This is a genomic window from Aliiroseovarius sp. B-4 (assembly GCF_056857795.1).
The window spans coordinates 35271-56349 of sequence record NZ_JBSXNV010000035.1 but is presented as its reverse complement, the minus strand read 5'-3'; the positions used below and the strand labels follow the sequence as shown (position 1 = coordinate 56349).

At 58.6% G+C, this 21079-nt stretch carries 25 protein-coding genes and 1 tRNA gene; 15 read left to right on the top strand and 11 right to left on the bottom strand.

Features of this window, described 5'->3' with window-relative positions; translation table 11 throughout:
- Positions 1-22: 22 nt before the first annotated feature.
- Positions 23-1354 (bottom strand): tRNA (N6-isopentenyl adenosine(37)-C2)-methylthiotransferase MiaB, encoded by a 1332-nt coding sequence (miaB, locus tag AC13C8_RS08165; protein ID WP_091432000.1) that lies wholly within the window; start codon positions 1352-1354, stop codon positions 23-25.
- A gap of 147 nt (positions 1355-1501) precedes the next feature.
- Between miaB and AC13C8_RS08160 the strand changes: the two genes are divergently transcribed.
- Positions 1502-2365: a glycosyltransferase family protein gene (locus AC13C8_RS08160; RefSeq protein WP_482846998.1), complete on the top strand. Its 864-nt coding sequence runs from the start codon at positions 1502-1504 to the stop codon at positions 2363-2365.
- Positions 2366-2484: 119 nt separating this feature from the next.
- Positions 2485-2913, top strand: coding sequence for an FKBP-type peptidyl-prolyl cis-trans isomerase (locus tag AC13C8_RS08155; protein ID WP_091428454.1), 429 nt, complete (start codon positions 2485-2487; stop codon positions 2911-2913).
- A gap of 96 nt (positions 2914-3009) precedes the next feature.
- On the opposite strand, the gene irrA is transcribed toward AC13C8_RS08155, so the two are convergent.
- Positions 3010-3426, bottom strand: coding sequence for an iron response transcriptional regulator IrrA (gene irrA, locus AC13C8_RS08150; RefSeq protein ID WP_482846997.1), 417 nt, complete (start codon positions 3424-3426; stop codon positions 3010-3012).
- Between the two features lie 204 nt (positions 3427-3630).
- Here irrA and fabA point away from each other — a divergent pair, with 204 nt between their 5' ends.
- The 9 genes from fabA to AC13C8_RS08105 all read left to right on the top strand — a co-directional run bounded on the left by fabA (position 3631) and on the right by AC13C8_RS08105 (position 12649).
- On the top strand, positions 3631-4140 hold the full coding sequence (fabA, locus tag AC13C8_RS08145) for a bifunctional 3-hydroxydecanoyl-ACP dehydratase/trans-2-decenoyl-ACP isomerase (protein ID WP_091428450.1): 510 nt from the start codon (positions 3631-3633) through the stop codon (positions 4138-4140).
- Positions 4141-4202: 62 nt separating this feature from the next.
- Positions 4203-5432, top strand: coding sequence for a beta-ketoacyl-ACP synthase I (gene fabB / locus AC13C8_RS08140; RefSeq protein ID WP_091428448.1), 1230 nt, complete (start codon positions 4203-4205; stop codon positions 5430-5432).
- Positions 5433-5459: 27 nt separating this feature from the next.
- Entirely contained in the window at positions 5460-6248 is a 789-nt protein-coding gene (locus AC13C8_RS08135) for an enoyl-ACP reductase FabI (RefSeq protein WP_091428446.1), read from the top strand.
- A 142-nt stretch (positions 6249-6390) separates the two neighbouring features.
- Positions 6391-7218 carry an alpha/beta fold hydrolase gene (locus AC13C8_RS08130; protein ID WP_091428445.1) on the top strand — a complete coding sequence of 276 codons (828 nt, stop codon included), beginning with the start codon at positions 6391-6393 and terminating at the stop codon, positions 7216-7218.
- Positions 7215-8186 carry a threonine ammonia-lyase gene (locus tag AC13C8_RS08125; RefSeq protein WP_482846996.1) on the top strand — a complete coding sequence of 324 codons (972 nt, stop codon included), beginning with the start codon at positions 7215-7217 and terminating at the stop codon, positions 8184-8186. The genes AC13C8_RS08130 and AC13C8_RS08125 overlap by 4 nt, the downstream gene beginning before the upstream one ends.
- A 12-nt stretch (positions 8187-8198) precedes the next feature.
- Entirely contained in the window at positions 8199-9416 is a 1218-nt protein-coding gene (locus tag AC13C8_RS08120; RefSeq protein ID WP_482846995.1) for an endonuclease/exonuclease/phosphatase family protein, read from the top strand.
- Positions 9416-10210 (top strand): 3-oxoadipate enol-lactonase, encoded by a 795-nt coding sequence (gene pcaD / locus AC13C8_RS08115; protein WP_482847146.1) that lies wholly within the window; start codon positions 9416-9418, stop codon positions 10208-10210. Before AC13C8_RS08120 ends, pcaD begins: the two co-directional genes overlap by 1 nt.
- 99 nt (positions 10211-10309) lie before the next feature.
- Positions 10310-11401: a zinc-binding dehydrogenase gene (locus AC13C8_RS08110; RefSeq protein WP_482846994.1), complete on the top strand. Its 1092-nt coding sequence runs from the start codon at positions 10310-10312 to the stop codon at positions 11399-11401.
- Between the two features lie 9 nt (positions 11402-11410).
- Positions 11411-12649, top strand: a complete 1239-nt coding sequence (locus AC13C8_RS08105; protein ID WP_091428440.1) for a mandelate racemase/muconate lactonizing enzyme family protein — start codon at positions 11411-11413, stop codon at positions 12647-12649.
- Here the strand turns inward: AC13C8_RS08105 and AC13C8_RS08100 are convergent.
- The 6 genes from AC13C8_RS08100 to lepA form a co-directional block, all read right to left on the bottom strand.
- A tRNA-Arg gene (locus tag AC13C8_RS08100) sits at positions 12650-12726 on the bottom strand.
- 55 nt (positions 12727-12781) lie between these two features.
- Positions 12782-12961 (bottom strand): CTP synthetase, encoded by a 180-nt coding sequence (locus AC13C8_RS08095; protein WP_482846993.1) that lies wholly within the window; start codon positions 12959-12961, stop codon positions 12782-12784.
- 74 nt (positions 12962-13035) lie between these two features.
- On the bottom strand, positions 13036-13230 hold the full coding sequence (locus AC13C8_RS08090; protein ID WP_091428437.1) for a hypothetical protein: 195 nt from the start codon (positions 13228-13230) through the stop codon (positions 13036-13038).
- A 46-nt stretch (positions 13231-13276) separates the two neighbouring features.
- A complete protein-coding gene (locus AC13C8_RS08085; RefSeq protein WP_482846992.1) occupies positions 13277-13783 on the bottom strand; it encodes a PhnA domain-containing protein in 507 nt (168 codons plus the stop codon).
- 151 nt (positions 13784-13934) lie between these two features.
- Positions 13935-14402 (bottom strand): LysM peptidoglycan-binding domain-containing protein, encoded by a 468-nt coding sequence (locus tag AC13C8_RS08080; RefSeq protein WP_482846991.1) that lies wholly within the window; start codon positions 14400-14402, stop codon positions 13935-13937.
- Positions 14403-14765: 363 nt separating this feature from the next.
- Positions 14766-16565, bottom strand: a complete 1800-nt coding sequence (gene lepA / locus AC13C8_RS08075) for a translation elongation factor 4 (RefSeq protein ID WP_482846990.1) — start codon at positions 16563-16565, stop codon at positions 14766-14768.
- 83 nt (positions 16566-16648) lie between these two features.
- Between lepA and AC13C8_RS08070 the strand changes: the two genes are divergently transcribed.
- A complete protein-coding gene (locus AC13C8_RS08070) occupies positions 16649-16819 on the top strand; it encodes a hypothetical protein (protein ID WP_482846989.1) in 171 nt (56 codons plus the stop codon).
- A gap of 335 nt (positions 16820-17154) precedes the next feature.
- On the opposite strand, the gene AC13C8_RS08065 is transcribed toward AC13C8_RS08070, so the two are convergent.
- Complete coding sequence (locus AC13C8_RS08065; RefSeq protein WP_482846988.1) at positions 17155-17610, bottom strand: Lrp/AsnC family transcriptional regulator; 456 nt, start codon at positions 17608-17610, stop codon at positions 17155-17157.
- A 125-nt stretch (positions 17611-17735) separates the two neighbouring features.
- On the opposite strand from AC13C8_RS08065, the gene AC13C8_RS08060 reads away from it, so the two are divergent.
- The 3 genes from AC13C8_RS08060 to AC13C8_RS08050 all read left to right on the top strand — a co-directional run bounded on the left by AC13C8_RS08060 (position 17736) and on the right by AC13C8_RS08050 (position 20231).
- Positions 17736-18785: a Glu/Leu/Phe/Val family dehydrogenase gene (locus AC13C8_RS08060; protein WP_482846987.1), complete on the top strand. Its 1050-nt coding sequence runs from the start codon at positions 17736-17738 to the stop codon at positions 18783-18785.
- Between the two features lie 75 nt (positions 18786-18860).
- Complete coding sequence (locus AC13C8_RS08055) at positions 18861-19820, top strand: 1-phosphofructokinase family hexose kinase (protein WP_091428427.1); 960 nt, start codon at positions 18861-18863, stop codon at positions 19818-19820.
- A 102-nt stretch (positions 19821-19922) separates the two neighbouring features.
- Positions 19923-20231, top strand: a complete 309-nt coding sequence (locus AC13C8_RS08050; protein ID WP_091428425.1) for a hypothetical protein — start codon at positions 19923-19925, stop codon at positions 20229-20231.
- Between the two features lie 4 nt (positions 20232-20235).
- Here the strand turns inward: AC13C8_RS08050 and AC13C8_RS08045 are convergent, their stop codons facing one another.
- Positions 20236-20694, bottom strand: a complete 459-nt coding sequence (locus tag AC13C8_RS08045; protein WP_091428423.1) for a low molecular weight protein-tyrosine-phosphatase — start codon at positions 20692-20694, stop codon at positions 20236-20238.
- Positions 20695-20734: 40 nt separating this feature from the next.
- Positions 20735-20956, bottom strand: coding sequence for a YdeI/OmpD-associated family protein (locus AC13C8_RS08040; protein ID WP_482846986.1), 222 nt, complete (start codon positions 20954-20956; stop codon positions 20735-20737).
- Between the last annotated feature and the right edge of the window lie 123 nt (positions 20957-21079).

Genomic DNA, 21079 nt, shown 5'->3' with positions numbered 1-21079 from the left:
CGACACAATAGCGGAGGCGAGCCTACACAACCAATTCGCCCGCAAGCGAATTGGTGCTGCTTTCTACGATCTTCACGCGCCGCAGCTCTCCGACCTGCCCGTCCGGGGCATGGACATGCACGGCATGAAGATGGTCGGATTTACCTACCATCTGCCCGTCAAGCCGCCCTTTCTTTTCAAACAGCACACCGACTTCTTTGCCGACCATGCTCTGCTGAATGCTGCGTTGCTGGTCCGTCAGAAGTGCCTGCAAGCGGTGCAGACGATCTGTCGCCACTGCATCATCAACAAGCGCACGCTCTGCCGCCGGGGTGCCGGGACGGGTCGAATATTTGAAGCTATAGGCCTGTCCGTAATTCACTTCGCGGATCAGGGACATCGTATCCTCGAAATCCTGATCATCTTCTTCGGGGAAGCCGACAATGAAATCGCCCGACAGCAGAATATCGGGGCGCGCTTCGCGGATGCGTTCGATCAGGCGCAGATAGCTGTCGGCGGTATGGCTGCGGTTCATCCGTTTCAGTATCTTGTCGGACCCGGATTGCACGGGCAGATGCAGATAGGGCATCAGCTTCGCACATGTGCCGTGCGCTTCGATCAGATCATCATTCATGTCATTCGGATGCGACGTGGTGAAGCGGATTCGCTCCAACCCGTCAATCGTGTCGAGCGCCCAGATCAGGCGCGCCAGCGACCAATCGCCCCCCTCGCCTGCACCGTGATAGGCGTTGACGTTCTGCCCCAGAAGGGTGATTTCGCGCACGCCACGCTCAACCAGATCATGCGCTTCGCGCAAGATGCGGTCAACCGGGCGGCTGACTTCGGCTCCACGTGTATAAGGCACGACGCAGAAGGCGCAGAACTTGTCGCAGCCTTCCTGCACGGTCAGAAACGCCGACGGGTTGCGCATGGCTTTCTTGGCCCCGTGCCGCCCGGGCAGGTGTTCAAACTTGTCTTCCTCGGGAAAATCGGTGTCCATCGCCTTTTCGCCTTTCGCCACCTGCGCCATCATCTGTGGCAGGCGGTGATAGGTTTGCGGACCGACCACCAGATCGACCAGCGGCTGGCGGCGCATGATCTCTTGGCCCTCGGCCTGCGCCACGCAACCCGCCACGCCGATTTTCAGATCGGGTTTGTCCGCCTTCAGACCTTTGAAGCGACCAAGCTCGGAATAGACCTTCTCGGCCGCTTTCTCGCGAATATGACAGGTATTGAGCAGGATCATATCCGCATCATCCGGCGTGTCGGTTTCGATATAGCCATCCGCGCCCAGCGCCTCGGCCATACGTTCGCTGTCATAGACATTCATCTGGCAGCCATAGGTGCGAATGAAGAGTTTTTTCTGGTCGGACATGACGCGCATTTCCTGCTGGATAAGGCTGTGGATCAGGTCCCGTGTCCTATAGCAAAGCGGAACATGCCGCAACGCTTGCAAAAGGCTTTGATTTCATAGCATTTTGGCGCAGATGCCGCAGAATCCTGTGGTTGGGAAGAGCGCACGATGCGGTATGATGGCCTGACAGATTTCCTGAGCACCGGTGCCAAGGCACTGGCCAAAGGGCCTGTCGCGATGATCTTCGTTGAAGATCTGGTTGAGGTGGACAGCACCATCACCCACCACCAGAATGCCGGATTTTCCGAGATTCTGGTGTTCGCTCCTGACGTGCTGGACCTGCCCGACGCGCTGGAGAAGACGATCCACCGGATCCCTTATGTGATCGCCCGCGAAGGGGCTTTGGAACACGCGGTCAACAAAGTCATCGACGCCGCGCCCGGCATCTGGCTCTACTACTGTTTCAACGCCGAGTATCTGTTTTATCCATTCTGCGAAACACGGTCTATCGGAGAGCTTCTGGCCTTTCATGCGGAAGAACGCCGCGACGCGGTGCTGACCTATGTTGTCGATCTTTATGCCGACGATTTGTCGCGGCATCCCAATGCTGTGGCGCTGGATCATGCCTTTCTGGACAAGTCCGGCTATTACGCATTGGGTCGCCCTGACGAAGACGGCACCCCGCGCGAACGTCAGTTGGACTTCTTTGGGGGGCTGCGTTGGCGGTTCGAGGAACACATTCCGACCGCGCGCCGGAAAATCGACCGAATCTCGGTCTTTCGCGCGAAGAAGGGACTGAAGCTGCGTCCCAACCACACCTTCAGCGATGAAGAATACAATACCTATGCCTGCCCGTGGCATAACAATATCACGGTCGCGATCGCCAGCTTTCGAACCGCCAAGGCGTTGAAATCCAATGCGGGATCAACCTTCGAGATTTCAAGCTTCAAGTGGCACAATTCGACCCAATTCAAATGGACGTCGCAACAACTTCTGGACCTTGGGCTGATGGAACCGGGGCAGTGGTTTTAGGCATCTGAAGATGCCTCCCTTTACATCCCGTTTCAAACCTTTAGGGTCGGCCCATCACACGAGCACCCGCGCAGCGAGCGGCCTCGTCCACCAATCCCCCCTTACATTACGAGGCATTTATGACCGAAGTCACATCCGGCGCAACCGTGCGCATTCACTACACTGGCACGCTTGAAGACGGCACCGTATTCGACAGCTCCGAAGGTCGCGATCCGTTGGAGTTCACGGTCGGGTCTGGCATGATTATTCCGGGCTTGGACAAGGCCCTGCCGGGTATGGCCGTTGGCGAGAAGAAGCAGGTCACCATCGCCCCGGAAGAAGCCTATGGCCCGCGTCAGGAAGAGGCGCTTCTGGAAGTGCCGCGCGGTGATATTCCGGCGGAAATTCCGCTTGAGGTCGGTTTGCAACTTCAAATGACCGGGCAACAGGGCCAACCGGTTCCGGTGACAGTGACTGAGATGACAGAGGAAAGCGTGACGCTGGACGCCAATCACGCGCTGGCCGGTCAAACGCTGATCTTCGACTTCGAGGTGGTCAGCGTTGCCTGAGCGGCCTTGATTGAACAGGGCGCGCGCTGTGCGCGCGTCCGAGGGGCTTTGCCCCTCACCCCAGGATATTTTTGGCCAGAAGAAACAGGTTTGCGTTTATTTCCGGCGCAACCGGATCACCACATCGACCTTTGCAATCTCAGTCCCGGCGGGCGCTGTGGGGAGTTGCGAGATTTTGAGGTCCTCGTCCGGCGCATCCATCAATTCTTCTGTGTCTTCCCAGAAAAAATGCGGGTGATTGGTGACATTGGTGTCGAAATAGCTGCGGGCACCATTCACCGTGATCTCGCGCAGAAGCCCGGCTTCCGAGAACACGCGAAGTGTATTGTAGACCGTGGCAAGCGAGACCCGTTCATCGCTGTCGCGCGACGCCTCATACAGGCTTTCCGCAGTCACGTGCCGATGCTGACCGTCGCCAATCAGAAGCTGCGCCAACGCAAGCCTTTGCCGCGTCGGACGCAGGCCTGCGCTTGCCAGCCATGTCGCTTCGGTCGTGTCACCGTTTTGGTCCATCGGGTCGTCGTCTCGTCCGCTGTGATCAAAAGTCCATGTTGAATATAGGGGCTGAGGCGGCAAAGTGCCAATTAATTCTGATCGGGCAGTGTGGCTGCGCTGCCGCGCCCGCCCGCCCCTCACCCTCCGCCTGCCCTTGCGTCCGGCTTGGGCCGGGTGATAGAGGGTGAAGGGAAGGAAAATACAAGATATGGGGCGGAGGGAATGGCGGATTATCCGACGAGTTTCGATAAGGAAGGTCTTCTGAAATGTGCGCGGGGCGAGTTGTTTGGCCCCGGCAATGCACAGCTTCCGGCTCCCCCTATGCTGATGATGGACCGCATTACGGATATTTCAGGGGATGGCGGAGCGCATGGCAAAGGGCATGTGATTGCCGAGTTCGACATCACCCCCGACCTTTGGTTCTTTGACTGTCACTTCCCCGGCAATCCGATCATGCCCGGCTGCCTTGGGCTTGATGGCTTGTGGCAACTTACAGGCTTCAATCTGGGCTGGCGCGGCTGGCAGGGGCGCGGGTATGCGCTGGGTGTGGGCGAGGTCAAACTGACCGGCATGGTGCGTCCGGATCGCAAGATGCTGACCTACAAGATCGATTTCACCAAGGCGATCCAGACCCGGCGGTTGACCATGGGCGTTGCTGACGGGATTGTGGAAGCCGACGGAGAAGTGATCTATCAGGTCAAGGATATGAAAGTCGCCCTGTCGGAAAGCTGACGGGACAACAGGATTTCCGGTGTCGGGCGCTGCCTGCCACTGGCACGCGAAGGAGTGCGCATATGCGTCGTGTCGTCGTTACCGGTCTGGGCATCGTCTCGGCCATCGGGAACAACAAGAACGAGGTTCTGGCCTCGCTCAAGGCTGGCAAATCCGGCATCACCGCCAATCAGGACATGATCGACCACGGGTTCCGCAGCCAGGTTGCCGGCAAACCCGATATCGACATTTCCGCGCATGTGGACAAGCGCGCGCTTCGGTTCATGGGGCCAGGTGCGGCCTATGCGCATATCGCGATGACCCAGGCGATTGCCGATGCCGGGCTGGGCGAGGATGACATCGTGAACCCGCGCACAGGGCTGGTTGCCGGGTCGGGCGGACCATCGACCAGCGCAATGTTTGCCGCGCATCAGACCGCCTTGAAAACCGGGGCGACCAAGCGGATCGGGCCGTTCGCGGTGCCGAAATGTATGGGGTCGACGATCTCCGCAAACCTTGCGACTGCGTTCAAGATCAAGGGAATCAATTATTCGATCACGTCCGCCTGTTCGACGTCGCTGCATTGCATCGGCAATGCAGCCGAGCAGATCATGATGGGCAAGCAGGACATGATGTTCGCAGGCGGGGGCGAGGAACTCGACTGGACCTTGTCTTGCCTGTTTGACGCGATGGGCGCGATGTCTTCGAAATACAATGACACGCCCGAAAAGGCGTCGCGCGCTTTTGATGCGAACCGCGACGGGTTCGTCATTGGAGGTGGTGGAGCAATATTGGTCTTGGAGGACCTTGAACACGCAAAAGCGCGCGGTGCGAAGATCTATGCCGAAGTCACCGGCTATGGTGCCACGTCGGACGGCCACGACATGGTTGCCCCGTCGGGTGAAGGCGGCGAACGTGCAATGCGGCTTGCCCTGCAATCCCTGCCTGATACGCGAAAAGTGGGATATATAAACGCCCACGGCACCTCGACCCCCGTTGGTGATGTCGGAGAAGTGGAAGCCGTGCGGCGTGTTTTCGGCGAGGGAACAACCCCGCCCATCAGCTCGACGAAGTCGATGACGGGCCACAGCCAGGGCGCCACCGGCGCACAAGAGGCCGTGTATTGCCTGTTGATGCTGGAACATGATTTCATCACACCTTCGATCAATGTCGAGGAGTTGGACCCAGCCATCAAACCCGCCGAGATTGCCACCGAACTTGTCGAAAACGCCGGGCTAGATACTGTGATGACCAACAGTTTCGGGTTCGGTGGGACCAATGGCTCGATGCTTTTAAGCAAATATCGCGACTGATGATTGAAACAGAATTGAGGGACTGACATGGCAGGGCTTATGCAAGGAAAACGCGGCCTCATCATGGGGGTTGCCAATAACCGTTCAATCGCGTGGGGCATCGCGCAGGCGATGGCAAATGAAGGTGCAGAGCTTGCGTTTTCGTACCAGGGCGATGCGTTCGGACAACGTGTTCAGCCACTGGCGGCATCAGTCGGGTCTGATCTCTTGGTTGATATGGATGTGACCAATGACGACGCGCTGGACAGGGGATTCGATGCGCTGTGGTCCAAGTGGGACAGTATCGACTTTCTGGTCCACGCCATTGCCTATTCCGACAAGAACGAACTGACGGGCCGGTTCGTCGATACCAGCCGCGCAAACTTCAAGAACTCGATGGATATCAGTTGCTATTCCTTGATCGAGGTTGCGCGCCGCGCCGCGCCCAAGATGACGGACGGCGGCACGATCCTGACCCTGACCTATGGCGGGTCCAACCGTGTGACGCCGTTCTATAACGTCATGGGGGTGGCCAAGGCGGCGCTGGAGGCGTCGGTCCGCTATCTGGCCAACGACCTTGGCCCCGATGGTATCCGCGTGAATGCGATTTCCCCTGGCCCGATGAAAACGCTTGCGGGTGCGGCCATTGGCGGGGCGCGCAAGACGTTCCGACATACGGAAGCAAACTCGCCCATGCGGCAGAACGCGACGCTGGAAAGCATTGGGGGAACTGCGGTTTATCTGGCGTCTGAATATGGCGCATGCACAACCGGCGAGATCATCACCGTCGATTGCGGTTTTCATGTGCTTGGGATGCCCCAGCCTGAGAATCTCTGACCGGAAAATCACCATTATCTGACTTGCCGAACACCCGCCGTCTTTGGCGAGTGTTTTGGTCTGGTGACATCGACGCCTTCTGCTTGCACCCCTTCCCCAACCGGTGCTTACTGGCGCAAACAAGTTTCGACGGGGAACGGATATGGACAACTTTATCGCACGGGATGGCCTGACGCTGGCCTATCGGGATGAAGGCGAAGGGCTGCCGGTTTTGGCGCTGTCCGGGCTGACCCGCAATTCGGACGATTTCAATTTTGTTGCCCCACATCTGTCACGTATCCGCTTGATCCGCATGGATTATCGCGGCCGTGGTGCGTCGGATTGGGGTCCGTATCAGACATACACCGTTCCGCAGGAAGCCGACGACGCGCTGATGCTACTGGACCATCTGGGCATTGATCGGGCTGCGATCCTTGGCACATCGCGCGGGGGGTTGATCGCGATGGGGATCGCCGTTGCCGCGAAAAACCGTTTGCTGGGGGCGTGCCTGAACGACATCGGCCCGGTGATCGACCCGCGCGGGCTGGACTATATCAAGGGCTTCATAGGCCGCCAGCCAACCGCCCGGTTTTACAAAGACGCAGCCCAAGCACGCGCCCAGATCATGGAAGCAGCGGGCTTTCGAAATGTCCCGGCCCAGCGTTGGAACGCCGAAGTGCGTCACCTGTATTCGCAGACCGAAACCGGGCTGAAGAACCGGTACGACCCAGCCCTGCGCGAGGCTGTTCTGGAAGCAGGCGCACAACCGGCGCCCGACCTCTGGCCCTATTTCGATGCTCTGCAAGGTCTGCCGGTGGCGTTGATCCACGGGGAAAACTCGGACATTTTGAACGATGGCACCGTCGAAGAGATGCGGCGCCGAAACCCCGACCTTCGCTATGGACGCGTTGCGGACCGTGGTCACGTTCCTTTTCTGGACGAACCCGAAGCGTTGGAAACGATTCACGAGTGGTTGGAGGATTTGCGGTGAATATCGACGATATCCGTGCCGCCAACGCCTGCCTTGAGGGGCATGTGCGTCGCACGCCTCTGCTCACATCTTCCTTCCTGGACGACATCGCTGGCAGGCGTGTTTTCGTGAAGCCCGAATGCCTGCAACATACGGGAAGTTTCAAGTTTCGCGGCGCATGGAATGCGATCTCGAAACTGTCGGACGCACAGCGCAAACAAGGCGTTATTGCCTTTTCATCGGGCAATCATGCGCAGGGTATCGCGATGGCGGCATCGGCGGCTGGTGCACCATCGGTCATCGTCATGCCGTCGGACGCCCCGCGTCAGAAGATCGACAACACCCGTGCGCTGGGGGGCGAGGTTGTGCTGTATGACCGAGCAGGTGAGGACCGGGACCAAATCGGAGCGCAATTGGCGTCCGAACGCGGACTGACCCTGATCAAGCCCTTCGACAATTTCGACGTGATCGCCGGGCAGGGCACGGTCGGGCTTGAGATTGCTACCCAAGCCCGCGCAATCGGCATCGAAAAGACCGCCGTGCTGGTTCCCTGTGGCGGGGGCGGACTGACCTCGGGCATCGCGCTGGCGTTGGAAGCAGACGCGCCCGGTTTCAGGGTACACCCGGTCGAACCCGAGGGGTTCGACGATGTCGCCCGCTCGCTGCAATCGGGGCGGATCGAACGCAACCCGCGCTTGTCCGGGTCGATCTGTGATGCCATCATCACCCCATCGCCGGGCGATCTGACCTTTCCCATTCTGAAACGCCTCTGCGGCTCCGGCTTGTCCGTGCCCGACGAGGATTGCCTGCGCGCCATGTCTGCTGCGTTCAACCGCCTGAAGATCGTCATCGAACCGGGTGCGGCGGTGGCGCTTGCGGCCGCCCTGTTTCACGCCGATCGGATCGAAGGTGACACTGTCATCGCGGTTGTGTCCGGTGGCAATGTTGACGGGCCGGTCTTTGCGGGCGCATTGACCCGTTTTGCCTGATCGGAGGACCAAATGACTGATTTCACCATCGCCTCGTTCAATGTGAAGAACCTGATCGGACCGGATCAGGAATATTACGAGTTTCAAAGCTACACGCCCGAGGAATACGCGTGGAAACGTGACTGGATGGCCGATCAGTTGATGGCGCTGGATGCCGACATCATCGGCTTTCAGGAAATATTCGAAGAAGATGCGCTGCGCGATGTAGTTGGAGAGGCAAACAAGCGCACCGCAGCCCTGAACGCGGCGACCATACCGGACAAATCCAAGGGCTATCACCGCAAGGCAATTTTTCGCAAACTGGCGATCCGGCCCTGGGATATGGATCATTTGGCTTTCGCCCCAAACGCGGCAGACGAAGGTCCCGGCCAACGCAGACCGGGCGTGGCGATCCTGTCCCGCTTCGGATTTTCCGAACCCCCGCAAGTCATTCAGGATTTGCCAGAGCCTCTGACTATCCCGTTCACCGCCCTGCGGGGTTTGGAGGGCGAGGCGGGTCATTATACGCTTCGGCGTCTGTCTCGCCCTGTATTGCGCGCCCGCATTCCGATCGGCGATCAGGTTGTCACCGTTTTCAACTGCCACCTGAAATCGAAACTAGGCGAGTTTATCCGTCCGCCCGGCGCAGGTTTTGCCCCCGAAGAAGACCTGACCAATTATGACCCGGTTGGGCGCGCTTTGGGTGCCGCGCGCGCTGCCATGCGCCGCATGGCCGAGGCTTGGGTGCTACGCAGCTTCATCGTTGAGGAACTGCGCCAGAACAATCCGGTCGTGGTTCTGGGCGATTTCAACGATGGCGAACACGCGGTCAGTTCAGAAATCATCTCGGGCGAGGTGCCGTTCAAGAACTATTCGTGGATGTTACGACACGATGCAGAATCCGACCGCGACCGTTATACAAAAGAAGAAAGCATTCAGATCACGCGAGAAGTCGAGGCTGTTCGCCTCCACTCTGCCGAAAAGCTGTTTGTGCGAAAATCCTTGCGTGATATGGTTTATACTTCGGCTTTTGCCGGGGTGTTTGAAAGCATCGACCAGATCTATCTCAGCCGCCACTTCCACCCCGACAATGTCCAACGCATCGCGGATATGACCTATTTCAGTGTGCTGAACGACCACATCACCGATGGTTCGCACCCAGAGGCACCATATAACAAGCTGGCGTCGGACCATGGGCAGATCATGGCCTATCTGACCATGCGCGGGGATGAGGATCAGAAGCGCGGATGATCATCATCCCTGATGTTAACGACCTGAACCTGTATGTCGTCGAAAGCGGGTCGCAGGATGGCCCTGCCGTGGTCTTTGCACATGCACTTGGGTCGGATCTGACCATGTGGGACGCTGTGGTGGCAAAGCTGCCGCAAAGCCTTCGCCTGATCCGGATGGACATGCGCGGCCATGGCAAAAGCCCCTGCCCTGATGACCCTTATCCTATGGGCGATTTGGTGGGCGATGCCGCGCGCTGTCTGGATCGGTTGGGTGTGAAGGACTGCGTGTTTGTTGGCCTGTCCATCGGCGGTATTATCGCGCAAGGGCTGGCCGCTGAACGGTTGGACCTTGTGCGCGGTTTGGTAATTTCGAACACTGCCGCCAAGATCGGCACGCCCGCCATCTGGGCGAACCGGATCAAGGCAGTGCGCGAGGGTGGGATCGACGCCGTGATTGATGCCAACATGCAACGCTGGTTTTCCCGTGCGACCCATCGTGACCATCCCGAAATCGTAGAGACCGCCCGCATCCGACTGCGCACCACACCCCTTGCCGGGTATCTGGGCTGTATGGCAGCGGTTGCAGACACCGATCTTTACGAAAGCACCGCCCGGCTGCGCCTGCCCACGCTGGTCATCGCAGGGTCCGAAGACGGCTCGACCCCTGCCGATCTGGTGCGTGAAACGGCGGGTCTGATCCCCGGCGCCCGGTTTCGTCTGATCCGGGGGGCAGGTCACATGCCCCCGGTGGAAAACCCCGATGAGTTCGCCCGCCTGCTGTCCGAGTTCCTGATCAGCATTGGCCACATCTGACCCGCCACATCGCTTTGCCTGCGCAGGGCAGTGCTTTGGCGCTTGGCAATCACCCCCGAACTGCGCCACCATGCCGGTAATCATGTTCAGGAGGTCCAGATGGACACAATCAAAGCCGCCGTCTGTCACGCGTTTGGCGAACCCCTTGTGGTCGAAGATATCTCTATCCGTGCACCTGAAGGCAGCGAAGTCGAAGTGACATTGGACGCGGTTGCCATTTGTCACAGCGACATAACCTATATGCAGGGCGATTGGGGCGGCTCGTTACCCGCTGTCTATGGTCATGAAGCCGCCGGGCGTATCAGTGCGTTGGGCAATCACGTCAGGGGTCTGTCAGTGGGCGAACCGGTCGTCGTGACATTAATCCGTGCCTGTCAGTCCTGCTCCAATTGCGCGTCGGGATCACCTGTGACCTGCACAACCCCCTATGACGGTGATCATGGGCCGATCAAAACGCAAGAGGGCGGCAAATTGCATCAGGCCATGGCCACCGGCGGTTTTGCCGAACGTGTGGTTGTGGAGCAAAGCCAAGTGGTTCGGATACCCGACGAAATGGCGATGGATGTCGCGTCACTTCTGGCCTGTGGCGTGATCACCGGCGTGGGGGCGGCCGTGAATGCCGCCAATATTCGCCCCGGAGAAGTCGTGGTGGTGATCGGAGCTGGCGGCGTCGGGCTGAACGCCATTCAAGGCGCGCGCATTGCCGGGGCGTCGCGCATCATCGCCGTCGACATGACCGAAGACAAGTTGGACACCGCTATTGAGTTCGGGGCAACCGACGGCGTTCTGGCAACCACGGAAGCACCCTGGAAATCAGCCTTCAAAGCTGCGGGGCGTGGGGCGGATGCGGTGCTTGTCACAGTCGGCGCGATCCCGGCCTATGACAGCGCCCCGCGCTATCTTGCAGCCGGTGGCAAGGTGGTGATGGTCGGCATGCCCCCTTCCGGCGGTCTATCCCAGTACGAACCAGTGATCCTTGCCGCCCTCGGCCAAGGCATGGTGGGCAGCAAGATGGGCGATGTGGTGATCCAACGGGACATTCCTTGGATGATAGACTTGTACCAGCAAGGTCGGTTGAAGCTGGACGAGTTGATCTCGGGACGCTGGCGTCTGGATCAGATCAACGAGGCGATCGCCGACACAAAATCCGGCGCGGCCCGGCGCAATGTCATCTTCTTTGATCGCCGTTAGGAGGCTTTCATGCACCTGCAAGATCTTGAAATTTTCGTCGTCTCGCCACCCGCGCCGGGCTGGGGCGGGCGGTATTGGATTTTCGTCAAGCTGACCACCGATGACGGAGTTGTGGGTTGGGGCGAGGTTTATGCCGCAGCTGTCGGCCCCAACGCCATGCGCGCAGTCATCGAAGATGTATTTGCCCGCCACATGCTGGGCGAAAATCCCGAGAACATCGAGCTGATGTTTCGGCGCGCCTATTCCGCCGGGTTCACCCAACGCCCCGACCCCACCGTCATGGGTGCGTTTTCTGGCCTTGAAATCGCGTGTTGGGACATTCTGGGCAAGACCCGCGACAGACCTGTCTGGGCTCTCTTGGGCGGAAAGATGAACGAGAAACTGCGCAGCTATACCTACCTCTATCCCGATCCCGGCCATCCGCTGCCCGCGTTCTGGACCTCGCCCGACATGGCCGCCGAGGCCGCTGCAACCCGTGTGGCGCAGGGATTTACTGCCCTGAAATTCGACCCGGCCGGACCCTATACGATCCATTCAGGTCACATGCCCGCGATGCGCGATATTACGCGTTCGGTCGCGTTTTGCGCCGCCATTCGCGAGGCGGTTGGCGACAAGGCCGACCTTCTGTTTGGCACCCATGGGCAGTTCACCACAGGCGGCGCGATCCGTCTGGCGCAGGCTATCGCACCCTATTCACCGCTGTGGTTCGAGGAACCGATTCCGCCGGACAACATTGCCGAAATGGCAAAAGTGGCCCGCGCCAGCCCCGTTCCTGTCGCGACCGGAGAGCGCCTGACCACCAAGGCCGAATTCGCCGATGTTCTTCGCCAAGGCGCGGCTTCCATCCTGCAACCCGCCCTCGGACGCGTCGGCGGCATATGGGAAGCCAAGAAAATCGCCGCCATCGCCGAAGTGCACAACGCCCTCATCGCTCCCCACCTCTATGCTGGCCCAATCGAATGGGCCGCAAACATTCACCTTGGCACCTCGATCCCCAACCTTCTGATGGTTGAGACCATCGAACGGGGCGGCCACTTCCACCTTGCCTTGATTGGCAACACATTGCGCTGGGAAGATGGTTTCGTCATCGCGCCCGACGCGCCGGGGCTTGGGATCGAACCCGACGAAACGCTGATGCGCGCCCACCCCTATTCCGGTGACGGCCTGCATCTTGAACCGCAAGAAGCACCATGCAGCTACACGGACGAAAACTGCTTTGAAGGCGGGGCACCAGTGCGCAAGAGGTAATGGCGATCCCGGCAGGACTCGAACCTGCAACCCTCTGCTTAGAAGGCAGATGCTCTATCCAGTTGAGCTACGGGACCGCACGTCGAAGGCTTACCCCCGGCATAGCCCTCCTTTCAACCGCAAATCGACCGATCAGCCTTTGATTTGCTTGGCGACCACCCACGACAACGGCAGCGCGACGATGAAGCCTGCAACGGCGGCATAGATGATGGGCTGGGCGGTATCCATGCCGACGGTCAGCGCCGCGATGATGAAAATCCCGGCAAGCGTTGCGCCGAGCAGGATATAGATGACGGCGGCGAGACGGAACATGGCATTCTCCTTCGATACATTCACGAATACGCAAGTATTCTGCGCTCGGCACCGCCGCGCCTCTTTGATCTGGGTCAGTCGCCCAGCATTGCTTTTGCGACAAAGTAGCTCACCGGCAACCCGACCACGAACCCGACCGCCGCTGCGCCCAGCAGGGGCCACAGGCCGGACACGCCGTTGACCAGCGCGATCACAACCAGAACCGAGGCCAGCGTGGACCCGATGATCCCATAAAATGTCATGACGATCTTGAAAAGCGGTGAACGCATCAGGGGCCTCCTTGCCGGGCGACATAGCCGACAGACCCCGCCCTGCCTACTTCTTCTTCACGAACTGCGTCAGAATAACAATGCGCTGCCCTTCAACGCGGCCCTCGATATGCTCGGGGTTGTCGGCCACAAGGCTGATCCCGCGCACCGCAGTGCCGCGTTTTGCCGTGAACCCCGCGCCCTTCACGGGCAGGTCCTTGATCAACACCACGTTGTCGCCTTGGTTCAATGTCGCGCCGTTGGCATCCTTGTGCCGGGACGCGGCGGCCTGATTGTCGACCCATGTCTGCGTGTCATCGTCCAGATACACCTGATCCAGCAAATCCTGCGCCCAAGGCGCGGCGATCCGCTTCAACATCCGAACCGAGAGGACCTGAACCGCCCGATCTTCGGACCACATCGAGGACGCAAGCCCCCGCCAGTGGTTCGCCTCGGGCGTGCCGTCGATCTGAGCGGCACAGGTGGCGCAGATATCAACCGAAGCGTCTGCGGGTCCGCCGGGAACAGGGAAGGATGAAAGAGGGGCGTCTGAGGCGCAGAGGGGGCAGGTCATGGGGGCTCCGGGGTTGGGTGGTGTCCGTATACGAAGCTATGGGGTGGAACGGAAGGGGCTGTCATTTCGTTTGGTCGAGGGAGCGCGAATCAATGGGGGCAGCAGCCTTCGCAGTCATACCGCAACTTGAAACCATAATTGGCTTATCATTCTACTTTAGAACTCTAAGTAACGCTCCCAAGTGCCGATTTAAAGTATCGTAACCAATTCCATATTCTTCAGCTAAACTGTCAAGATTTCCCCCTGAGTAGAAACAGGATAGGAGCGAAACCGCAAAGCCAACACCAAACTCTAGCTCGTGGTCGTTCCGATCTCGGATAGTCGCGTTCTCTATTTCTTCCCTAAAGGCACGCCGCGCTTCTTCTCTATCGCGAAAGGAACCGATCATCTCGATCATTTTATCCAACGGGATGTCATATTCAGATGCGACTGAACCTATTGGGTTTTCCTCATCCACCAACCGTAAAATTCGTTCGCGTTCATTCTTTGCTATTTCCGTCATACGGGAATAATTCACACCCAACCGTTTAGCTATGCTAGAAAATGTTTCGCCGTTCACATAGTGACAACGTATGATTTCGGAATTGCGTTCTGCTTTTCTGTTATGACCTTTAGCCATACTACTCTCAATCCTTCAGTTTTCTTGGAGATATGTTCTATTATCAGCTGCATCTTTGCCTTTATCATCGGCAGACGTATTTTACCAATGGACAGGTCGTCATAGGATGATTGGCGCCCGGCACGTGGGTGGGCGTGAAGCGCCCGCCCATGGGGGCGGGTCGGGCGCTGTCCGGTCTATCGACCGGACGGAGGGTTATTGCCCGGACCTCCCGTAGGTCAGCATTCCAAATCGGGCAGAAATCTTTTATCGGATATGGGCAATGGCACCGAAAGAGCCGCGAGGGGGTGCGCACGCGATTTGCTGCGCAATTCGCTGCCGCGCACTGAATGAAAAAGGCCGCTGATGCGGCCCTTTTCAGTCTCAATTATCCATCTTCAACGCTGAAATAAACGCTTCTTGCGGAATGTCCACTTTCCCGAACTGGCGCATTTTCTTTTTACCGGCCTTCTGCTTCTCCAGCAGTTTCTTCTTCCGGGTCGCGTCGCCGCCATAACATTTCGCGGTCACGTCTTTGCGCAGGGCAGACAGCGTCTCGCGCGCGATGACCTTGCCGCCAATCGCCGCCTGGATCGGGATTTTGAACATGTGGCGGGGGATCAGGTCTTTCAGTTTTTCAACCATGGCGCGGCCACGCGTCTCGGCGCGGTCACGGTGAACCATGGTGGACAGCGCATCGACGGGTTCGTCATTCACAAGGATCGACATCTTGACCAGATTGTCCTCGCGATAGCCCAGCATTTGATAATCGAAGCTCGCGTAACCCTTTGTTACGGATTTCAGGCGATCATAGAAGTCGAACACAACTTCATTGAGCGGGAGGTCATAGACAACCATCGCGCGCGACCCGGCATAGGTCAGGTCAAGCTGGATACCGCGCCGGTCCTGGCACAGTTTCAGCACGTCGCCCAGGTATTCATCGGGCACAAGGATCGTCGCCTTGATGCGCGGCTCTTCCAGGTGATCAACCGTTGACAGGTCGGGCATGTCGGCGGGGTTGTGCAACTCGTGCATCGTGCCGTCGCGCATATAAATGTGATAGATCACGCTGGGCGCGGTGGTGATCAGATCAATGTCATACTCACGCTCGATCCGGTCGCGGATCACCTCAAGGTGCAGCAGGCCAAGGAAGCCACAGCGGAAGCCAAAGCCAAGTGCTGCCGAGGTCTCCATCTCATAGCTGAAAGACGCATCGTTCAGCGCGAGCTTTTCGATGCTGTCGCGCAGGTCTTCGAATTCTGCCGTGTCCACCGGGAAGAGGCCACAGAACACCACGGGTTGCGAAGGTTTGAACCCCGGCAGCGCCTTGTCGGTGCCCTTCTTTTCGTGCGTGATCGTGTCGCCCACCCGCGTGTCGCGCACCTGCTTGATCGAGGCGGTCAAAAAGCCGATCTCGCCCGGCCCCAGTTCGTCAATCGGGACCATCTGCGGGGTGAACACGCCGATCCTGTCCACCGGATAGACAGCATTGGTCGACAGCATGCGGATCCGCTCGCCCTTTTTCAGCTTGCCGTCAATCACCCGGATCAGGACGATAACGCCCAGATATGAATCATACCAGCTGTCCACCAGCATCGCCTTCAGCGGCGCGTCGGCGTCACCCTTTGGAGCGGGCAGGTGCTGCACGATAGCTTCCAGCGTTTCGTGGATGCCCTGCCCGGTCTTGGCGGACACCTGAATGGCGCCGGACGCGTCGATACCGATCACATCCTCGATCTGTTCCGCCACCCGGTCACAGTCAGACGCAGGCAGGTCGATCTTGTTCAGGATCGGCACAATCTCGTGATCCGCGTCAATGGCCTGATACACATTGGCCAGCGTCTGCGCCTCAACCCCTTGGGTCGAGTCCACGACGAGCAAAGACCCCTCAACGGCGCGCATCGAGCGGCTGACCTCATAGGCGAAATCCACGTGGCCGGGCGTGTCGATCAGGTTCAGAACATACGTCTCGCCATCGTCGGCGGTGTATGAAATCCGAACGGTGTTCGCCTTGATAGTGATCCCGCGTTCCCGCTCGATATCCATACTGTCGAGCATCTGCTCTTTCATGTCCCGCAAGGACACGGTGTTCGTCTCTTGGATCAGACGGTCGGCAAGCGTGGATTTCCCGTGGTCGATATGGGCCACGATCGAGAAATTGCGGATGTGTTTCAGGTCGGTCATAGTGCAGCGTATTATAGGGATTTGAGGGACGGTCAAGCACCGTTGAGTTAGGCTCGACACTACACGAGCTAGAGGTTTCGAACATGAATGCAGAAGACGAGATTGAAGCCATTGAAAACAACAGGCGAAATCTAAAAGAGCAGTTAGCCGAGTTAGACCCGAAAACCACTTCGCATCTTTCGGATTGCAATCAACTTCGTGCACATTTTGAAACCTTGGAGAGAGAGATTTATGTGCAGTCGGGAGAAGTATAAACGGTTTTCGACCCTGCTCTCTATCGGGAAGCACTGAACAGACGTTTGAATACTGAAGCAATCTTAGAAAAGTTAACCGTTTGGGAATTTCGCTTTATACAAGGGTTGTTGGCACTGATCGCGGTTGCCATTGTTTTCGGACTCAGATCGTTTTTCCAAACCGGTTAGAATTTTCGCCAGTAATGACATGTCATCATCCAAGCGGTGAATCCAGATAACCATAACCAGCCTATGTCCAGCTCAGGCCAGGTGACGACGTAGGCTTTGCCATGAATAGCGTCCTATGCAAGCCTCCAAACTGCTTTCCAAGACGAAGAACAGTGTATCACGACCCCCTACCCCACCGGCAACACATTCCTTCGCACCATCGTCCTTAGCGTAAAGCTCGACCGCATGCGCCGGATCCCCTCGACGCGCATCAGGCGGTGTTCCATGAACTCATCAAACGCGTTCAGGTTGGCGACGACGACGCGCAGGATGATGTCGCGATTGCCGCTCATCAAGTGGCATTCCATCACCTCTTCCATGCGCGACACGGCGCGTTCGAACACCGTCAGGGCGTCGCGGTTCTGGCTTTCCAACTCGACCGAGATGAAGACCGAGACCGGCAGGCCCAGCTTCGCCTGATCCACCCGTGCACCATAGCCTGTGATGACGCCCGCGTCTTCCAGTGCGGCGATGCGGCGGGCGCAGGGGGTGGGCGACAGGCCGACAGAATCAGCAAGCTCGCCCAGCTTCTGACGGCCGTTTTCCTGAAGGGCTGCGATGATACGGCGGTCAATGGCGTCCATAAGAAAAATCTCGTGATTGTCTGTTTAGACGATCTATATCACCAACAATGTGATATTTCACGCAGATTTTTGGTGATTTTCACCCCCTGCTCTTCGGTAAATTCGCGACAAATCGGGAGGATCTCATGAACATCACGCAAGTGGCTTCGGCCACCCACGAAGAAGTTTACCGCGTCGAGGATGCCGCCTGCGGGCTGATCGGCTATATCGCCATTCATTCTACGGTGCTTGGCCCCGCTGCCGGTGGCCTGCGGATGCGCCCCTATGCCAGGGAAGAAGCCGCGCTGACCGATGCGCTGCGCCTGTCTGAAGGTATGACCTATAAGAACGCCGCCGCCGGTTTACGGTTGGGTGGCGGCAAAGCCGTGATCATCGGTGATCCCGCAACATTGAAGACCCCGGCGCTGCTGCACGCGTTTGGCCGCGCGGTCGAGGCCTGCGAGGGGCGGTATTGGACCGCGGAAGATATGGGCATGAGCCCGGCAGACATGGCCGAACTGGCGAAAGTGACACGCTTTGTGGCTGGTTTGTCGGATGGGGATTTTGCCTCGGGCGACCCGTCACCCATCACCGCGCGCGGGATCTTCAACGCCGTGCGCCGCGTCGCGCTTCACCAATTCGGCGATGCTGATCTGACCGGGCGCATTGTGTCGGTGCAGGGGCTTGGCAATGTCGGGTGGAACTTGTGTGAATTGCTGACCGAAGCCGGAGCCAAGCTGATTGTCACCGATATCGACGCAGCGCGCGTTACTGCGGCGACCGAAACATTCGCCGCGCAAGCGGTCGGGTTGGATGATATCTACGCCGTCCAAGCAGACATTTTTGCACCCTGTGCAATCGGTGGCATTCTGAATGAAGACACCATATCGCAGCTCAAGGTGAAAGCCGTCGCGGGCGGTGCCAACAATCAGTTGGCCAAGCCTTCCGACGCGGACCTGTTGGCCCAGCGGGGTATCCTCTACGCCCCGGATTTCGTGGCAAATGGCGGTGGAATCATCAATGTCGCCACCGAAGTGCTGCAAATCGAAGGTCGTGTCGAATGGGTCGCCAAGAAACTCGTCGCGCTGGACGACACGATGGAGGCCATTCTGTCCGAAGCCGAGAAACAAGGCGTCAGCCCCGCCGCTGTCGCGCAGGACGTGGTAGCCAAAACCATCAAGGCCCGCGCCGCATAAGATCAGCGGGGAGGGCGTTGCCGCGCCTTCCCTGACCGCCTAGTCTGGCATCATGATTCACATGCTGCGGACGCCATGCCCCATCCTGTTGCCGACATTTTGACGATCACCCTGAACCCGGCGCTGGACATGTCCACTGCCGTCGATGCGGTGCGCGCGGACGAGAAGCTGCGGTGCGACGCTCCGGTTCTGGATCCGGGTGGCGGAGGTATCAATGTTGCCCGCGCCATCTGTCGCACGGGCGGCGCTGCCACCGCCCTTGTTGCACTGGCCGGGTTTCGCGGGCAGCAGATGGCAGCCCTGCTGAAGGACGAAGGCGTTCCCACCATCGCCTTTTCACTGCCCGGAGAAACCCGCCTGTCGCTCGCGGTCAGCGATCGGAAGGCAGGCACACAATATCGCTTTGTGATGCCCGGACCGGTCTGGACGGACAACGATCTGGCGGCCCTCACCGAACAACTCCAACAGGTCATTGCACCGGGTATGCACGTTGTCTTGTCCGGCTCGCAACCGCCTGGCGTGCCGGTTGGATTTTCCAAGACCTTGGCAGAAATCACACGCAGCAAAGAGGCCATTCTGACGCTCGATACCTCCGGTGCCGCACTGACGGTTCAGACCACGGAAGATGGAGCCGCGCCGGATATCCTCAGGCTTGATGGCGCGGAAAGCGAGGCGCTGGCAGGACGGTCATTTTCATCTCTGCAAGATGTGGCCGGGTTTGCCCGTGCTGTGGTTGACAAGGGCTTCGCGGGTTCCGTGATCCTTGCACTTGGCGCGGAGGGGTCGATACTTGCGGCCGAAAACACTGTGCTGCATGCCGTCACCCCACCGGTGCCGGTTGTCAGCAAGGTCGGGGCGGGTGACAGCTTTGTCGGGGTGTTCACCATGGCCCGCGCGACAGGGGCAGACTGGCCGGATGCCCTGCGCCACGGCACTGCCGCAGCCAGCGCCGCCGTGATGAGCCCTGCGACCGAGCTTTGCCGCGACAGCGACCTGCGCGCTTTGCTGCCAAAGGTCAAGATCACGCGGCTTTGAAGCGCACAGGAAATTGCATCCCGTCACTGAAAAGTGTATTATGCACCGAAATCAGGCACCAAAGACCTGCGTATCCCGAGGCAGATTTCGACGAGGACAGCGATGAAACAGGTTCTTCTCTCATTCGCGCTAATATCCGCCATACTTCCCAGCCAAGCGGCGTTTGCCGGTGGGTCTATTGAACGGGCATGCCTGAGCGCAAATCGCGCCGCAGCCTCGCGCGCGTTGTGTGGGTGCATTCAGAACGTCGCCGATTCAATGCTGACGAACACCGAGCGTGCCAAAGTTGCCAAGTTCTTCAAAGACCCTCACAGAAGTCAGGCGCTCCGCCAATCAGACCGCAACTCTGACGAACGGTTCTGGAAAAAATACAAGGAATTTGGCCTGACAGTAACATCTTACTGCCGCTAGTCCGTTACCGCGCCAACTCCGCGATCAGGCCACGCGACGCAGCTTCGACAAGGTCCAATGTCTCTTCAAAGTTTCGGGTATAGTAAGGGTCAGGTATGTGGTCCATTCCGGTGTCAGGGGCAAAATCCGTGAACAGTTCCACCCGTGTCTTTGACCCTTTGGGCTGCATTCTCTTGATGTTTTCCTGGTTGCTTTCATCCATCGCGACAATCAGGTCAAAGCGTGTGAAATCTTCGGCCACAAACTGACGCGCCCGCAGCGATGAAAGATCGTAGCCTCTCGTCCGTGCGGCATCCTGCATCGGGCCATAGGGCGGATCGCCGACATGCCAATCCGAGGTGCCGGCACTGTCAACATGCAAGCTCAACGAAGGATGCTCGGCCGCAATCGTGCGCAACACGGCTTCGGCCGTGGGGGATCGGCAGATATTGCCTAGGCAGACAAACAGGATGCGATAAGTCATGGCCTCTTCTAGCCGCGACTGGGCCTACTGTCACCACGCCTCACGCGCGCCATTTCATCTTCATGTAGCGCGTTCCGCCTTCAAGCTCCTCTAGCATCTGAACCACTCGTTTCTCGCGGGTTTCAGGTCGCTTGGCACGCGCGATCCAAGCCAGGTAGTCATTGTGCTGATATGACGGTCGCACGTCATACGCGGCACGCACCCCATGGGCCTGAAGCCGCACTTGAATATCCGGCGGCATCGGCTGGATCGGTCGTTTCAAAGGCATAAGCCAGGGTCTCACCGCAGGGGGTCTCGTCAAGTCATCAGCGTAGCGGGGCAAACGGGCATGGCTTCGCCCATCCGTCGCTTGTCCCCTTGCAAACCATTGGCAAGGCCGTCAAAA

What these genes read in the sequence shown, in the direction of transcription:
- AC13C8_RS08135 (WP_091428446.1), top strand. Translation starts at nt 5,460, where the DNA reads ATGGCAGGGCTTATGCAAGGAAAACGCGGCCTCATCATGGGGGTTGCC.
- AC13C8_RS08130 (WP_091428445.1), top strand. Translation starts at nt 6,391, where the DNA reads ATGGACAACTTTATCGCACGGGATGGCCTGACGCTGGCCTATCGGGAT.
- AC13C8_RS08095 (WP_482846993.1), bottom strand. Translation starts at nt 12,961, where the DNA reads ATGTTCCGTCTCGCCGCCGTCATCTATATCCTGCTCGGCGCAACGCTT.
- AC13C8_RS08155 (WP_091428454.1), top strand. Translation starts at nt 2,485, where the DNA reads ATGACCGAAGTCACATCCGGCGCAACCGTGCGCATTCACTACACTGGC.
- AC13C8_RS08070 (WP_482846989.1), top strand. Translation starts at nt 16,649, where the DNA reads ATGAATGCAGAAGACGAGATTGAAGCCATTGAAAACAACAGGCGAAAT.
- AC13C8_RS08085 (WP_482846992.1), bottom strand. Translation starts at nt 13,783, where the DNA reads ATGACCTGCCCCCTCTGCGCCTCAGACGCCCCTCTTTCATCCTTCCCT.
- AC13C8_RS08045 (WP_091428423.1), bottom strand. Translation starts at nt 20,694, where the DNA reads ATGACTTATCGCATCCTGTTTGTCTGCCTAGGCAATATCTGCCGATCC.
- AC13C8_RS08055 (WP_091428427.1), top strand. Translation starts at nt 18,861, where the DNA reads ATGCCCCATCCTGTTGCCGACATTTTGACGATCACCCTGAACCCGGCG.
- AC13C8_RS08060 (WP_482846987.1), top strand. Translation starts at nt 17,736, where the DNA reads ATGAACATCACGCAAGTGGCTTCGGCCACCCACGAAGAAGTTTACCGC.
- AC13C8_RS08160 (WP_482846998.1), top strand. Translation starts at nt 1,502, where the DNA reads ATGCGGTATGATGGCCTGACAGATTTCCTGAGCACCGGTGCCAAGGCA.
- miaB (WP_091432000.1), bottom strand. Translation starts at nt 1,354, where the DNA reads ATGTCCGACCAGAAAAAACTCTTCATTCGCACCTATGGCTGCCAGATG.
- fabB (WP_091428448.1), top strand. Translation starts at nt 4,203, where the DNA reads ATGCGTCGTGTCGTCGTTACCGGTCTGGGCATCGTCTCGGCCATCGGG.
- AC13C8_RS08105 (WP_091428440.1), top strand. Translation starts at nt 11,411, where the DNA reads ATGCACCTGCAAGATCTTGAAATTTTCGTCGTCTCGCCACCCGCGCCG.
- AC13C8_RS08110 (WP_482846994.1), top strand. Translation starts at nt 10,310, where the DNA reads ATGGACACAATCAAAGCCGCCGTCTGTCACGCGTTTGGCGAACCCCTT.
- fabA (WP_091428450.1), top strand. Translation starts at nt 3,631, where the DNA reads ATGGCGGATTATCCGACGAGTTTCGATAAGGAAGGTCTTCTGAAATGT.
- AC13C8_RS08050 (WP_091428425.1), top strand. Translation starts at nt 19,923, where the DNA reads ATGAAACAGGTTCTTCTCTCATTCGCGCTAATATCCGCCATACTTCCC.
- AC13C8_RS08065 (WP_482846988.1), bottom strand. Translation starts at nt 17,610, where the DNA reads ATGGACGCCATTGACCGCCGTATCATCGCAGCCCTTCAGGAAAACGGC.
- irrA (WP_482846997.1), bottom strand. Translation starts at nt 3,426, where the DNA reads ATGGACCAAAACGGTGACACGACCGAAGCGACATGGCTGGCAAGCGCA.
- AC13C8_RS08120 (WP_482846995.1), top strand. Translation starts at nt 8,199, where the DNA reads ATGACTGATTTCACCATCGCCTCGTTCAATGTGAAGAACCTGATCGGA.
- AC13C8_RS08090 (WP_091428437.1), bottom strand. Translation starts at nt 13,230, where the DNA reads ATGCGTTCACCGCTTTTCAAGATCGTCATGACATTTTATGGGATCATC.
- lepA (WP_482846990.1), bottom strand. Translation starts at nt 16,565, where the DNA reads ATGACCGACCTGAAACACATCCGCAATTTCTCGATCGTGGCCCATATC.
- AC13C8_RS08080 (WP_482846991.1), bottom strand. Translation starts at nt 14,402, where the DNA reads ATGGCTAAAGGTCATAACAGAAAAGCAGAACGCAATTCCGAAATCATA.